Annotated in this window: 14 protein-coding genes; 5 read left to right on the top strand and 9 right to left on the bottom strand. The window is 72.8% G+C overall.

Annotated elements, in window-relative coordinates; all coding sequences use genetic code 11:
- Position 1: 1 nt before the first annotated feature.
- The 5 genes from ACFQ8C_RS07795 to ACFQ8C_RS07775 form a co-directional block, all read right to left on the bottom strand.
- Complete coding sequence (locus ACFQ8C_RS07795) at positions 2–1,372, bottom strand: FAD-binding oxidoreductase (protein WP_383453343.1); 1,371 nt, start codon at positions 1,370–1,372, stop codon at positions 2–4.
- A gap of 76 nt (positions 1,373–1,448) precedes the next feature.
- Positions 1,449–3,098 carry a LuxR C-terminal-related transcriptional regulator gene (locus ACFQ8C_RS07790; RefSeq protein ID WP_383453341.1) on the bottom strand — a complete coding sequence of 550 codons (1,650 nt, stop codon included), beginning with the start codon at positions 3,096–3,098 and terminating at the stop codon, positions 1,449–1,451.
- Between the two features lie 102 nt (positions 3,099–3,200).
- On the bottom strand, positions 3,201–4,568 hold the full coding sequence (locus tag ACFQ8C_RS07785; RefSeq protein ID WP_383453339.1) for an FAD-dependent oxidoreductase: 1,368 nt from the start codon (positions 4,566–4,568) through the stop codon (positions 3,201–3,203).
- 146 nt (positions 4,569–4,714) lie between these two features.
- Positions 4,715–5,524 carry a hypothetical protein gene (locus ACFQ8C_RS07780; protein WP_383453337.1) on the bottom strand — a complete coding sequence of 270 codons (810 nt, stop codon included), beginning with the start codon at positions 5,522–5,524 and terminating at the stop codon, positions 4,715–4,717.
- 33 nt (positions 5,525–5,557) lie between these two features.
- Positions 5,558–5,977 carry a hypothetical protein gene (locus ACFQ8C_RS07775; RefSeq protein ID WP_383453335.1) on the bottom strand — a complete coding sequence of 140 codons (420 nt, stop codon included), beginning with the start codon at positions 5,975–5,977 and terminating at the stop codon, positions 5,558–5,560.
- 658 nt (positions 5,978–6,635) lie between these two features.
- On the opposite strand from ACFQ8C_RS07775, the gene ACFQ8C_RS07770 reads away from it, so the two are divergent.
- The 4 genes from ACFQ8C_RS07770 to ACFQ8C_RS07755 are packed head-to-tail and all read left to right on the top strand — an operon-like array spanning position 6,636 to position 9,082.
- A complete protein-coding gene (locus ACFQ8C_RS07770; protein ID WP_043221446.1) occupies positions 6,636–6,851 on the top strand; it encodes a hypothetical protein in 216 nt (71 codons plus the stop codon).
- 45 nt (positions 6,852–6,896) lie between these two features.
- Positions 6,897–7,646, top strand: coding sequence for a DNA repair protein RecO (gene recO, locus ACFQ8C_RS07765; protein WP_383453332.1), 750 nt, complete (start codon positions 6,897–6,899; stop codon positions 7,644–7,646).
- Positions 7,647–7,659: 13 nt separating this feature from the next.
- The gene (locus tag ACFQ8C_RS07760) at positions 7,660–8,505 is read left to right on the top strand and encodes an isoprenyl transferase (RefSeq protein ID WP_383453330.1); all 846 of its coding nucleotides are present in this window, start codon (positions 7,660–7,662) and stop codon (positions 8,503–8,505) included.
- Between the two features lie 16 nt (positions 8,506–8,521).
- Positions 8,522–9,082: a YcxB family protein gene (locus ACFQ8C_RS07755; RefSeq protein ID WP_383453328.1), complete on the top strand. Its 561-nt coding sequence runs from the start codon at positions 8,522–8,524 to the stop codon at positions 9,080–9,082.
- A 65-nt stretch (positions 9,083–9,147) separates the two neighbouring features.
- On the opposite strand, the gene ACFQ8C_RS07750 is transcribed toward ACFQ8C_RS07755, so the two are convergent.
- Genes ACFQ8C_RS07750 through ACFQ8C_RS07735 form a run of 4 tightly spaced genes read right to left on the bottom strand, consistent with a single transcriptional unit; the run spans position 9,148 to position 12,298 of the window.
- The gene (locus ACFQ8C_RS07750) at positions 9,148–9,558 is read right to left on the bottom strand and encodes a Fur family transcriptional regulator (RefSeq protein ID WP_351847920.1); all 411 of its coding nucleotides are present in this window, start codon (positions 9,556–9,558) and stop codon (positions 9,148–9,150) included.
- A 59-nt stretch (positions 9,559–9,617) separates the two neighbouring features.
- Positions 9,618–10,514, bottom strand: coding sequence for a metal ABC transporter permease (locus ACFQ8C_RS07745; RefSeq protein ID WP_383453325.1), 897 nt, complete (start codon positions 10,512–10,514; stop codon positions 9,618–9,620).
- 2 nt (positions 10,515–10,516) lie between these two features.
- A complete protein-coding gene (locus tag ACFQ8C_RS07740) occupies positions 10,517–11,290 on the bottom strand; it encodes a metal ABC transporter ATP-binding protein (RefSeq protein ID WP_383453323.1) in 774 nt (257 codons plus the stop codon).
- Between the two features lie 9 nt (positions 11,291–11,299).
- Positions 11,300–12,298 carry a metal ABC transporter substrate-binding protein gene (locus ACFQ8C_RS07735; protein WP_383453321.1) on the bottom strand — a complete coding sequence of 333 codons (999 nt, stop codon included), beginning with the start codon at positions 12,296–12,298 and terminating at the stop codon, positions 11,300–11,302.
- Between the two features lie 165 nt (positions 12,299–12,463).
- Here ACFQ8C_RS07735 and ACFQ8C_RS07730 point away from each other — a divergent pair, with 165 nt between their 5' ends.
- A complete protein-coding gene (locus tag ACFQ8C_RS07730; RefSeq protein ID WP_383453319.1) occupies positions 12,464–13,846 on the top strand; it encodes a glycine--tRNA ligase in 1,383 nt (460 codons plus the stop codon).
- Positions 13,847–13,889 lie beyond the last annotated feature (43 nt).

Below are 13,889 nucleotides of genomic sequence, written 5' to 3'. Positions count from 1 at the left end.
CTCAGGGCGCGATGTTCTGGTTGAGCCGGAAGACGTTGTCCGGGTCGTAGCGGCGCTTCACCTCGCGCAGCCGGGCGTAGTTCTGCCGGTAGTTCACCCGGATCCGGTCCTGGTCGTCGGTGTCCATGAAGTTCACGTACCCGCCCGCCTCCGTGTGCGGGCGCAGCGCCCGGTCGTAGGCGCGGGTCCACGCGACGTTGGCCGCCGTGCCGGACGGGTCGGTCCAGGTGGCGCCGAAGGAGTGCGAGACGTCCGCGTCCCGGTAGGCGAAGGCGGTCTCCTCCGGGCCGGTGCGGTGGCAGGCCCCGTCGATCGGGAAGAGCGCGGTGTCCGACTCCATGGTCGGCATGGTCGCCCCGTACTCGGCGTGCACGGCCGCCGCCCCCGCGGAGAGGCCGAGGCTGAAGTTCCCCTTCCAGTAGTGGTGGAGCCCGGCGGGCAGCTGCTCGTCGAAGAGCGTGTTGATCACCGGGTACGGCATCCGCTCCATGAACCGGCCCACCACCGGACCCAGTGTGTCGAGGAGCGCCCGTACCGTGCCGTCCCCGTCGGGCGGGCCGCTGAAGCAGGTGAACGCGGCGCAGACGGGGCGCCCGTGCCAGCGCTCCGGCAGGAAGGGTTCCTCCGGGCCGAGGGCGAGCACCAGGATGATGTTCAGCTCCTCCGGGGCGGCGGTGGCCGCCTCGTGCCAGGCCCGGATCACCGCCTCGTCCAGCGGGTAGCAGGTCAGCCCGCCGTACACCTCCGCGAGCGGGTGCAGCCGGTAGACGAACTCGGTCACCACCCCGAAGTTCCCGCCGCCGCCGCGCAGCGCCCAGAACAGGTCGGGCCGGCGCTCGGCGTCGCACGAGACGAGGGTGCCGTCGGCGGTGACGACCTCCGCGCCCGTCAGGTTGTCGCAGCTCAGGCCGTAGCGGCGGGCCAGGTGGCCCATGCCGCCGCCCAGGGTCAGCCCGGCGATCCCGGTCGTGGAGACCGCCCCGCCGGTGGTCGCGAGCCCGAAGGCGTGGGCGGCGTGGTTGAAGTCGCCCCAGGTGGCACCGCCGCCGGCCCGGGCCGTCCGGGCCTCCGGGTCGACCCGCACCTCCCGCATCGGGGAGAGGTCGACCACCAGGCCGTCGTCGACCGTGCCGAAGCCGGCGACCGAGTGCGCCCCGCCGCGCACCGCGAGCGGAAGGCCGCGCTCCCGGGCGTGGCGGACCGCCGCGATCACGTCGCCGGCGTCCGCGGCGTGGACGACGACCGCCGGCCGGCGGTCGTGCAGGGCGTTGTAGACCCGCCGGGACTCCTCGTACGAGGGGTCGCCGGGGGTGACGACGGTGCCGCGCACGGCACCGCGAAGCGTGTCCAGGGTGTCCGTCGTCGTGGTCATGCCTCCGGTGTACGCGGGCGGGCCCGGCCGCCGCATCGCCCGTACCGCCCATCCCGGCGGCCCGCGCATGGGCCGTTCAGACCAGGCCGTGCGCGTAGGCGTAGGCGGTCGCGGCGGAGCGGGAGGAGACGCCCAGCTTGGCGAAGACGTTGTTCAGGTGCCGGGCGACCGTGTGCTCGCTGATGACGAGGGCCCGGGCGACGCCCTTGTTCGTCGCGCCCCCGGCGACCAGCCGCAGCACCTCGGCCTCCCGGGCGGTCAGCCCGCCGGGCAGCCGGCGCCGGGCGGCCGCCGACAGCAGGGCGGCGGCGCGGCGGGCGTCGGGCGTGGCCCCGAGCCGTTCGAAGGCGTCCCGGGCGAAGGCCAGTTCGAGGCGGGCGGCCTCCTCGTCCCCGGCCGCCCGGTCGCCCGCCGCGACCAGCATCCGCGTCTGCGCCGCCTCGTAGGGCACCCGCAGCCGCAGCCAGCCGTCGAGCGCCCGCCGCAGCACGGGCAGCGCCTCCTCGGGACTTCCGGCCAGGGCGACCGCGCCGCTCGCCGTGTCGGCGAGGGCGCGCAGCAGCGGCACGTCACCGGCGAGGGCGTCGAGCTCGGCCGCCGCGCCGGCCGCGTCCCGTACGGCTCCGACGGCGAGGGAGACCTCGGTGGAGGCGGCGAGGAGCCGGGCCCGGGCCAGCGGGCCCTGGCGGGCGTCCTGGCAGGCCAGCGCGAGCCGCAGTCCGGCCGCCGCCGCGTCGGCGTGGCCCTGCGCGAGCCGCAGCAGGGCGAGACCGGGCTGGGGGAGCCGGCCCAGCTCGTGGGCGTGGGTGTAGGAGCGGGCGGCCTCGTCGAGCCGGCCCTGGCGGCGCTGGACGTCGCCGGCGGCGAGGTACGAGGCGGCCGCCGCCTCCAGGCAGTCCACCGGCACCTCCCGGCAGGCCTGCCGGGCCTCCTCCTCGGCTGCCGTCCACTCGCCGAGCAGGTCCAGGACCTCGACCCGGTGGGCCCGGCAGACCCCGCGGAAGGGGTTGTCCCCGCCGTCCGTCGTGGCGCACCACTCCATCGCCGTACGGGTCCACTCCACGGCCCGGCCGAAGTCGGCCGACTCCATGCACTGGGTGAGGGCCAGGCAGTACAGCCAGCCGGTGAAGACGCCGCTCAGCTCGCCCGCCTCGGCCGCGCACATCGCCTCGTCGAGGAGCGCGAGCCCCTCGGCGCGGCGGCCCTGGGCGAGCAGGGCGGCGGAGGCGGCCTGGCGGCTGAGCGCGAGCAGGTCGGGGCTGCCGGAGCCTTCGGCGAGGCGGGTCATGCGGGCGGTCGCGGAGAGCGCGGCGCCCCCGTCGCCCCGGGCGGTGGCCTCCTCGGCGTCGGTCCAGGCGAGGAAGGACTGCTCGGGGCAGGGCGGCAGCCCGTCCAGGTGGTGGCGGGCGCGGTGCAGCCAGCCGGCCGCGACGGCGGGCCTGCCCAGTCCGGCGTACTCGTAGTGGAGCCACCAGGCGGCCATCCCGGCGGCCCGGTGGTCGCCGGCCGCGACATGGGCGGAGTGTGCCCGCAGCCGGGCGGCGACGGACTCGTCGAGGTGCCCCGACCACCAGGCGGCGTCGGAGAGCGCGGCGAGGTCCTCGGCGGTCAGCGCCTGGTCCGGGTGCCGGTCGCAGGCGTGCAGCAGGGCGTACGCCTCGGCCCAGGCCTCGCGGGACACCGCGTCACGGGCCCGGCCGGCGCGGTCGATCACGGGTGCGGACACGGCCCTCACCCCTTCCGGTCCCTCCAGCGTAGGACCGGACGCGGGAAGGGGGCACCCGGTGGATGCCCCCTTCCGTCGCGCTCCCGGTGGGAGAGCGCCGGGTCAGTCGATCGCGCCGCTCGCGCGGAGCATGTCCTCGCGCTCGACGATCTTCACGCGCTCGCGGCCCTGCGGCTCGCCCAGCGCCTTCTCGGCGGCGTCGAGCGCGTACCAGCCCTCCCACGTGGTGTAGGTGAGGCCCTTGCCCTCCAGGAAGGCGACGACGGCGTCGGTCTCCGGGCTGGCCGGGGTGAGCAGCCGGCCGGCGGCGAAGTCCTCCAGGAGGTGGGCGACGGTCTCGTTGGCGTCGCCCTTGGTGTGACCGATGAGGCCGACCGGGCCGCGGCGGATCCAGCCGGTGACGTAGGTGGAGGCCATCGGCTCCGCGCCCTCCATCACCCGGCCGCCCTCGTCCGGGACGGTGCCGCTGACGGTGTCCCAGGGGAGCTTGGGAAGCTCGTCGGAGAGGTAGCCGACGGCGCGGTAGACGGCCTGGACGTCCCAGTCGGTGGTGACGCCGGTGCCCTTCACGTTCCCGGTGCCGTCGAGCTCGGTGCGCTCGGTGCGCAGGCCGACGACCTCGCCGTCCTCGCCGAGGATCTCGACCGGGGACTCGAAGAAGTGCAGGAAGAGCTTGTGCGGGCGGTCGCCGATGTCGCGGATCGCCCAGTTCTCCAGGGTCTTGGCGACCATGTCGGTCTGCTTGTTCTTGCGCCGCTCGGCGATCGAGCCCTCGTCGTAGTCGATGTCCTCGGGGTTGACGATGACCTCGATGTTGGGGGAGTGGTCCAGCTCGCGCAGCTCCATGGGGCTGAACTTGGCCTGGGCCGGGCCGCGACGGCCGAAGACGTGGACCTCCAGGGCCTTGTTGGCCTTGAGGCCCTCGTGGACGTTGGCCGGGATCTCGGTCGGCAGCAGCTCGTCGGCGGTCTTGGCGAGGATGCGGGCGATGTCGAGGGCGACGTTGCCGACGCCGAGGACGGCGACCTTCTCGGCCGAGAGGTCCCAGGTGCGCGGGACGTCCGGGTGGCCGTCGTACCAGGAGGCGAAGTCGGCGGCGCCGAGCGAGCCCTTCAGCTCCACGCCGGGGATCCGCAGCTCGCGGTCGGCCATGGCGCCGGTGGAGAAGATCACGGCGTCGTAGAAGGCGCGCAGGTCGTCGAGGTGGACGTCGGTGCCGTAGTCGATGTTGCCGAAGAGGCGGACCTGCGGCTTGTCGAGGACCTGGTGGAGGGCGGTGATGATGCCCTTGATCCGCGGGTGGTCGGGGGCGACGCCGTAGCGGATCAGGCCGAAGGGGGCCGGCATCCGCTCGAAGATGTCGATGGACACGCCCGGCTCGGCGGCGGTGTCGGACTTCAGCAGCGCGTCGGCGGCGTAGATGCCGGCGGGGCCGGCGCCGACGATCGCGACCCGGAGGGGGCGGGGCATGACTGGTTCCCTTCGCATACGGGGTGCGGCGGAGCCGCCGGCACTTAGGCCACCCTAATTAACATGGAGCTGGAAGTGGTACCCGACCCTGGTCTATGCCCCCATAAGGCAGGCTTATGACTTCTCAAAGGGTGGGCTGGGTCAGGTCAGCCGTCGGCCAGGAAGAGCACCGCCAGTACGGCGTGCAGGAGGGCCAGGGCGACGCCGCAGAAGAGCAGGACCGCCCCGGTCAGGGTGTTCACCAGGTGGGTGAACGGAGGCGACAGCACGAGCACGTCCCCCGGGTCCCCCGGGGGGAAGGCGACGGGGACCGACGGTCCGGCCTCGCCGTGCCGGAAGCCGCGGTAGGCGCCGGTCCCGTCCGGGTACACGTACGCGCCGCGCGTCGTGGCCCGGGTGGCGGTCACCGTGACGCCGTGTTCGAGCAGCCACCGCTCGCGTCGCGAGCGCACCACCCCGTACACCCCGAACCAGAGCGCCAGCCAGCTCAGGCCGCCGAACGGGATCGTCATGACGACCAGGTCCCCCTCGCCCAGCGCGCCGGCGACCACGCAGAGGGCGACGAGCACCAGGAAGTAGCCGAGCACGCCCCGCCGGAGCCGGCCGAGGAACCTCTTCCGCCAGGTCGGGCGGAGCGAGCGGATCACGGCGAACGGGGCCCCGTCGACGTCGTCGTCGTCCGTCCGGCGGGCGAGGATCGCGTTGATCCCGTCGGCGAAGCGGACCGCCGCCTCCGGGTCCACGTCGTCGATCCGGTGGACCTGGGGCGTGGTCCCCGCCTTCGCCCGCAGCTCGATCAGGACCGTCCGCCCCTCGGCGCGGATCCGGCCCAGCCCGTCGGCGGTGAAGGTCACCTGCTCGTCGGCGAGGTCGAGGACCAGCCCGGCGTCTTCCGCGAAGAGGGCGGCGCCGTCCCGGCCCCGGAGGACCGGGAGGGCGGAGAGGGGTGTCGACATGAGCATGATCGTAAAGGCGGTGGTGCTTTCCGGTCAGCCCTTCGCGGCGAAGACTGTCAGGACGGCCAGCAGGACGGCGACGGCGACGACGGCCGCGACCGCCTTCCAGGGGACGCCGCCGCGGGCGCCGGGGGGCTCCGGGGCACGGGGCGTGGTGGTGGTGACGAGCTCGGCGCCGTCGGGTGCCGGGTCGGCGGGGAGCGCGGCGGTCACGGCCTCCCCGAAGGCGAGCGCGGCGGCCTCGTCGACGTCGGTGACCCGGTAGATCGTGGGCTCGTTCGTGCCCGAGGCCGTCAGGACGATCGCGACGGACCGGCCCTCGGCGTGGACGAAGGAGATCGCCGCCAGCGGTATGTGGTGTTCCTTGTCCGGCCGGTGCAGGGTGACCGGCCCGCCCGCGAAGCGAAGAACCGATTCGCCACCGCGTAGGACCAGAAGAGGGGTGGCCGTCATCGTCCGCGTTCCTCCGCCGCCGTCGGTCGGTCCCGGGGCGCCTCCGGGCGGCAGGGCGACGCTCCCGCGCCGATCGTAGGGGCACCGGCCCGCCCCGCACCACGTCCGGGTCCCCGGAGCCGCCCCGGCGGGGCCGCTCCGCGCGCTCCCTTCGCGCGCCCCCGGCGTACGCCGGAGCGAATGCCGAGGGCTCCGGGAACAATTCCGCGGCGGCCCAGGACGGCCGTTCGAGAATCCTCCGGATTTACGGGACTTCGCCGATTCCACGACCGACCCGACGGCCGCGAATCGAATCATCCACTCGAACATCCTGCCCCGGTGGCGTGCGGGAACGACCCGAACTCCCTTGGTGCGTCCGACGATTCTACGGAGCACGGGTCACCCGGGAGTGGGGAAGCGGGAAATGGATTCAGAAAGGCATACGTTGGTGAAGGAAGACACCAGAAGAGAACGACCACGGGGGAAGTCGGAGCGCCGCGGCACGCGGAGCCGGAATCGCGCGGGAACGGCGCGGAGGGAATCGCCTCCGCCCGTGACCGGCGGCAGCCGGCCCCGCCGCTCCGTCGTCCCCTCGGCCGCTCGTTCGCAAGGGACACCGCACGGTGGTCCGGCCCGGCGCACCCCGCCGGCCCGGGGCCGCCGGGGAGGAGGGCCGGTCATGGCGCTGCAGATCGGGGCGTACGTCGTGGAGATCCGCACCGGGCGGGTCGCGAGGGTGATGGGCCACGAGGGCCCCTACGTCCAGGTCCGTCCGCTCGGCGGCGGACGCGAGTGGGACGTGGCCCCCGAGGAGGTCCGCGAGGCCACCTCCGCGGAGCGCCTCAGCGCCGCCACCGCCCACGCCAACGCGCGCAGCCGCGGAGAGGTCCCCTGAAACCCCCGGCCCCCTCCGCCCCCGGGGTGCGGGAGAATGGGCCGCATGAGTCTGTTCCGTGATGACGGCGTCGTGCTGCGCACCCAGAAGCTGGGCGAGGCGGATCGCATCATCACCCTCCTCACGCGCGGGCACGGGCGGGTGCGGGCCGTGGCGCGCGGGGTGCGGCGGACCAAGTCGAAGTTCGGGGCGCGGCTCGAACCCTTCTCGCACGTGGACGTGCAGTTCTTCGCCCGGGGGAGCGAGCTGATCGGCCGCGGCCTCCCGCTCTGCACCCAGAGCGAGACCATCGCCGCGTACGGCGGCGGCATCGTCACCGACTACGCCCGTTACACCGCCGGCACCGCGATGCTGGAGACGGCGGAACGGTTCACCGACCACGAGGGCGAGCCCGCCGTACAGCAGTACCTCCTGCTCGTCGGCGGACTGCGGACCCTCGCCCGCGGCGAGCACGCCCCCCACCTCATCCTGGACGCCTTCCTCCTCCGCTCCCTCGCCGTGAACGGCTACGCGCCCAGCTTCGAGGAGTGCGCCAAATGCGGACTTCCCGGCCCCAACCGGTTCTTCTCGGTCGCCGCGGGCGGCGTCATATGCGGCGACTGCCGGGTCCCCGGAAGCGTCGTACCCTCAGCGGAGGCCATCGGCCTGCTCAGCGCGCTGCTCACCGGTGACTGGGCGACGGCGGACGCGTGCGAGCCGCGTCACGTCAGGGAGGGCAGCGGGCTCGTGTCCGCCTATCTGCACTGGCACCTGGAGCGCGGACTGCGCTCCCTGCGTTACGTAGAGAAAAGCTAGGAGAGACCACGCCATGGCCATCGCACGACTCCTCGGGCGCCAGCGTCGGGAGTACCGCACCCCCGAGCCGCACCCGTCCGGCGCCCGCCCGCCGAAGCTGCAGCGCGAGCTCGTGCCGGAACACGTCGCGATCGTCATGGACGGCAACGGCCGCTGGGCCAAGGAGCGCGGGCTGCCCCGCACCGAGGGCCACAAGGTCGGCGCCGAGCAGGTCCTCGACGTCCTCCAGGGCGCGATCGAGATGGGCGTCGGCGCGATCTCGCTGTACGCCTTCTCCACCGAGAACTGGAAGCGCTCCCCCGAGGAGGTGCGCTTCCTGATGAACTTCAACCGCGACTTCATCCGCAAGACCCGCGACCAGCTCGACGAGCTCGGCATCCGGGTCCGCTGGGTGGGCCGGATGCCCAAGCTGTGGAAGTCCGTCGCCAAGGAGCTCCAGGTCGCCCAGGAGCAGACCAAGGACAACACGAAGCTCACGCTCTACTTCTGCATGAACTACGGCGGCCGGGCCGAGCTCACGGACGCCGCGCAGGCGCTCGCCGAGGACGTCAGGGCCGGCCGGCTCGACCCGGCGAAGATCACCGAGAAGACGGTCCAGAAGTACCTCTACTACCCGGACATGCCGGACGTCGACCTCTTCCTGCGCCCCAGCGGCGAGCAGCGCACCTCCAACTACCTGATCTGGCAGAGCGCGTACGCCGAGATGGTCTTCCAGGACGTGCTGTGGCCCGACTTCGACCGCCGCGACCTGTGGCGCGCCTGCGTCGAGTACGCCCAGCGCGACCGCCGCTTCGGCGGCGTCGACCCCGCCGACCTCGCCGTCCTCGAGAAGGGCCGGGAGGAGACCCCCGCCGGGTGACGCTACGATCCGGCGCGTGAACGGGATATCGGACGGGTCCACCGTCCACGACGGGGTCCACGACCGGGTCGAACTCGCCTACACCGCCGTCTTCGCGGACGTCCACGAGGCGGTGCGCGTCAGCCTCGGGGCCACCCGCTGGTGGCGGGCGCTGCGCTGGGTCGCGTACGGCGCGGCGGTCCTCGCCCTCCTGATCGCCGCCCTGGAGCTGCTGCTGCCGGGCGAGCCGGACACGGGGACCGTGGCCGAGATGGCGGGCCTCGGCGTCGCGGCCGTCGCCGTGCTCCACCTGATGAGCCGGGCCGTCGCCTGGGCCTTCTTCCGGGCCGTCCGTGCCCAGGGCGAGGTCCGGGCCGTCGTCGACGCCGAGGGTGGCCGGTGGTCCGCCCGGGACACGCAGCAGACCATCCGCTGGGCGATGCTGCCGCGGTACGTGGAGACCGACCGGCTCTTCGTCCTGCTCACGCCCCGGCAGGCCGGCTCCGGCTTCGCCTACCTGCCCCGGCACGGCCTCGCCGGCCCGGCCGACGCCGACCGGCTCCGCGCCCTCCTCGACCGGCACAGCAGCCGCGTCTGACGACACGCGAGCGGGCCCGCACCGAAGTGATCCGGTGCGGGCCCGCTCGTATGTCAGGTCTCAGCTCACTTCGCCGCGCACTCCGCGCAGGTGCCGAAGATCTCGACCGTGTGCGCCACGTTCACGAAGCCGTGCTCCGCCGCGACCGCCTCGGCCCACTGCTCCACCATCGGGCCCTCGACCTCGACGGCCTTGCCACAGGCGCGGCAGACGAGGTGGTGGTGATGGTCGTCGGACGAGCAGCGGCGGTAGACCGTCTCGCCGTCGCTGGTGCGCAGCGCGTCCACCTCGCCCGCGTCCGCCAGGGACTGGAGGGTGCGGTAGACGGTGGTCAGGCCGACGGAGTCGCCGCGGTGCTTGAGCATGTCGTGCAGTTCCTGGGCGCTGCGGAACTCGTCCACCTCGCTCAGCGCGGCCGACACGGCGGCGCGCTGCCGGGTCGAGCGGCCGCGTACGGGGGGTCCTGCCGTCACCACGGGGGCCTCCTTGATGTTTCCGTTGCCCCCGCCATTCTGCCAGTCCCCCCTGTGCCGGGTCAGACCCTGACGTCGTCCGCGGGCTTCCGGCCCGCCGGGACCGGGCTGTCGCAGCCGTCCACGGCGACCGCCTCGGCGGCCCGGGCCCGCCGCCGGGCGAGCGGGGCGGCGAGGAGGGTGAGGAGGACGAAGACGCCGATCGCGTAGAGGACGATCGTCGCGCCGGGCGGGACGTCCTGGTAGTACGAGGTGACCGTGCCGGCCAGGGTGACGGTGATGCCCGTCGCGACGGCGAGCACGAAGGTGGCCCGGAAGGACTTCGTCAGCTGCTGGGCGGCCGCGACCGGGACCACCATCAGCGCGCTGACCAGCAGCAGGCCGACGACCCGCATGGCGACGGTGACGGTGACGGCGGCGGTGACCGCGATCAGCAGGTTGAGGAGCCGCACCGGCAGGCCGGTGACCCGGGCGAACTCCTCGTCCTGGCTGACGGCGAAGAGCTGGCGGCGCAGGCCGACGGTGACGAGGACGACGAAGGCCGCGAGGAGGCTGATCGCCGTGACGTCCTCCTCCGAGACGGTGGAGAGCGATCCGAAGAGGTACGAGGTCAGGTTGGCGTTGGAGCCGGTCTTGGACAGGCTGGTCAGCATGACGCCGCCGGCCATGCCGCCGTAGAAGAGCAGGGCGAGCGCGAGGTCGCCGCGGGTCTTGCCGTACGCCCGGATCAGCTCCATGGCGACCGAGCCCGCGACGGCGACGAGGGTCGCCATCCACACCGGGCTGGAGTTGAGCAGGAAGCCGAGGCCCACGCCCGTCATCGCCACGTGGCCGATGCCGTCGCCCATCAGCGCCTGGCGGCGCTGGACGAGGTAGATGCCGACGGCGGGGGCGGTGATGCCGACGAGGACGGCCGCGAGGAGCGCCCGCTGCATGAAGGCAGGTTCGAGGAAGTCCATGGTCAGCTCAGCAGTCCCGTGCGGAGCGGCTCGCCGGCCGCGTGGGGGTGGACGTGGTCGTGGCCAGGCAGCGCGTGCTGGCCGAGGGCCTCGGGCGGCGGGCCGTCGTGGACGACGCAGCCGTCGCGGAGGACGACCGCGCGGTCGATGAGGGGCTCCAGCGGGCCGAGCTCGTGGAGGACGAGGAGGACGGAGGTGCCGCCGGCGACCTGCTCGCGCAGGGTCGAGGCGAGGATCTCCTGGCTCGCGAGGTCGACGCCGGCCATCGGCTCGTCCATGATCAGCAGCTCGGGCTCGGAGGCGAGCGCGCGGGCGATGAGGACCCGCTGGTGCTGGCCGCCGGAGAGCGCGGAGACGGAGTCCCCGGCACGGTCGGCGAGGCCGACGAGGTCGATGGCCCGCTGGACGGCCGCCTTGTCGGCCCTGGTCGCCCAGCCGAACCTCCGGCGGGAGAGCCGGCCCGAGGAGACGACCTCGCGGATGGTGGCGGGCACGCCGGCGGCGGCGGTGGTGCGCTGCGGGACGTAGCCGACCCGGGCCCAGTCGCGGAACCGCTTCCGCTCGGTGCCGAAGAGCTCGATGGTGCCGCCGGTCAGCGGCACCTGGCCGATGATCGCGCGGACGGCGGTGGACTTGCCGGAGCCGTTGGCGCCGAGCAGGGCGACGACCTCGCCGCGGCCGACGGTGAGGTCGACGCCGCGCAGGACGGGGCGGGCGCCGAGCGCCGCGGTGGCGCCGCGGACCGAGATGACGGATTCGCCGTTCAGGTCTCTCAAGGCTGTCTCCTACTTGGCGCCGAGCGCGGTCTTCAGCGCGGCGAGGTTCGACCGCATGACCTCGATGTAGTCATCGCCCTTGGACCGGTCCGTGATTCCCTCCAGCGGGTCGAGGACGTCGGTCTTCAGGCCGGTGTCCCGGGCCAGGGTCTTCGCGGTCCGATCGCTCGCGAGGGTCTCGAAGAAGACGGTGGAGACCTTGTCGGCCTTCGCGATGTCCTGGAGCTCCTTGATGCGGGCGGGGCTCGGCTCCGACTCGGGGTCGACGCCGGAGATGCCCTCCTGGTCCAGGTGGTAGCGCTCGGCGAGGTAGCCGAAGGCGGAGTGGGTGGTGATGAAGGTCCTCGTGGCGGTGTTCCTCAGACCCGTCTCGAAGGCGGTGTCCAGGTCGCCGAGCTTCTTCACCAGGGCGGCGGTGTTCTTCTCGTAGTCCGCGGCGTGGTCCGGGTCGGCCTTGGCGAAGGCGGCGCCGACGCCCTTGGCGACCTCGGCGTACTTCACGGGGTCGAGCCAGACGTGGGGGTCGGTGCCCGCCTCGGAGCCGTGGTCGTGGCCCTCGTGGGACTCGCCCTCGTGGGACTCCTCGCCCTCGTGCCCGTGGTCGTGGCCTTCGCCGGCTCCGGTGCCGTGGGCTTCGAGGGTGGTGAGGGTCGCGGCGTCGACGGTGTGCTCCACGCCGGCCTGGGCGATGGCCTCGTCGACGGCGGGCTGGACGCCCTTGAGGTAGAGGAGGACGTCGGCGTCGGCGAGCTCGCCGATCTGCCGGGGCTTGAGCTCCAGGTCGTGGGGCTCGACGCCGGGCTTCGTCAGGGTCTGGACGGCCACGTGGCCGCCGCCTATCTGCTCGGCGAGGTACTGCACGGGGTAGAACGACGCGACGACGTCCAGCTTGCCGTCCGTCCCCTTGTCCGCGGCCGAGGAGCTGCCACCGCAGGCGGAGAGGGTGACGAGACCGAGGGCGACGGCTCCGGCGACGGCGGTGGTGGGTATCAGACGGCGTACGTTCATGACACTCATTTTCAACAAAACTGGAAACGGTTGTCAATTGCCTTCGGCGGCTCCGGGGTGTGGTTCCGGCCACCCGGAGCCATGGGCATACCGATTTGATACGGGGCCCATGGGCGCCGGTAACCTGTGGCATTCGCACTTCGTCGTCGTAATGAAGAGAGCACCGTGGCCGCCGACAAGATCGACACCATCGTCAGCCTGAGCAAGCGCCGTGGCTTCGTCTACCCGTGCAGCGAGATCTACGGCGGCCAGCGCGCCGCCTGGGACTACGGGCCGCTGGGTGTCGAGCTGAAGGAGAACATCAAGCGCCAGTGGTGGCGTTACATGGTCACCGCGCGCGAGGACGTCGTCGGCATCGACTCGTCGGTCATCCTGGCGACCGAGGTCTGGGAGGCGTCCGGTCACGTCGCCACCTTCACCGACCCCCTGACCGAGTGCACCTCCTGCCACAAGCGCTTCCGCGCCGACCACCTGGAGGAGGCGTACGAGGAGAAGCACGGCCGCCTCCCCGAGAACGGCCTCGTCGACCTCAACTGCCCCAACTGCGGCAACAAGGGCACCTTCACCGAGCCGAAGAACTTCTCGGGCCTGCTCTCCACCCACCTCGGCCCGACCCAGGACTCCGGCTCCGTCGCCTACCTGCGTCCCGAGACCGCCCAGGGCATCTTCACCAACTTCGCCCAGGTCCAGACGACCTCGCGCAAGAAGCCCCCGTTCGGCATCGCGCAGATGGGCAAGTCCTTCCGGAACGAGATCACTCCGGGCAACTTCATCTTCCGGACCCGCGAGTTCGAGCAGATGGAGATGGAGTTCTTCGTCAAGCCGGGCGAGGACGAGGAGTGGCAGGAGTACTGGATGCAGCAGCGCTGGAACTGGTACACCAACCTCGGCCTGCGCGAGGAGAACATGCGCTGGTTCGAGCACCCGCAGGAGAAGCTCTCCCACTACTCGAAGCGCACCGCCGACATCGAGTACCGCTTCTCCTTCGGCGGCAGCGAGTGGGGCGAGCTGGAGGGCGTCGCCAACCGCACCGACTACGACCTGACCGCCCACTCCAAGGCCTCCGGCGCCAACCTGACGTACCTGGACCAGGAGTCCGGCGACCGCTACACGCCGTTCGTCATCGAGCCCGCCGCCGGTGTCGGCCGCACCATGCTCGCCTTCCTCCTCGACGCGTACACCGAGGACGAGGCCCCCAACGCCAAGGGCGTCATGGAGAAGCGCGTCGTGATGCGCCTCGACCACCGCCTGGCCCCGGTCAAGGCCGCGGTCCTGCCGCTCTCCCGCAACGCGCAGCTCTCCCCGAAGGCCAAGGGCCTCGCGGCGGACCTGCGGCAGAACTGGAACATCGAGTTCGACGACGCCGGCGCCATCGGCCGCCGCTACCGCCGCCAGGACGAGATCGGCACCCCGTACTGCATCACCGTCGACTTCGACACCCTCGACGACAACGCGGTGACCGTGCGCGAGCGCGACACCATGAAGCAGGAGCGGGTCTCCCTCGACCAGATCCAGGGCTACCTGGCCAGCCGCCTCATCGGCTGCTGACCTCCCGCTCGCACGCGAAAGCCCCCGGTCCGGTGTTCCGGAC

Source organism: Streptomyces sp. NPDC056503 (assembly GCF_042794995.1).
Taxonomy (GTDB): Bacteria; Actinomycetota; Actinomycetes; order Streptomycetales; family Streptomycetaceae; genus Streptomyces.
This window is presented reverse-complemented; position numbering and strand designations above follow the sequence as displayed.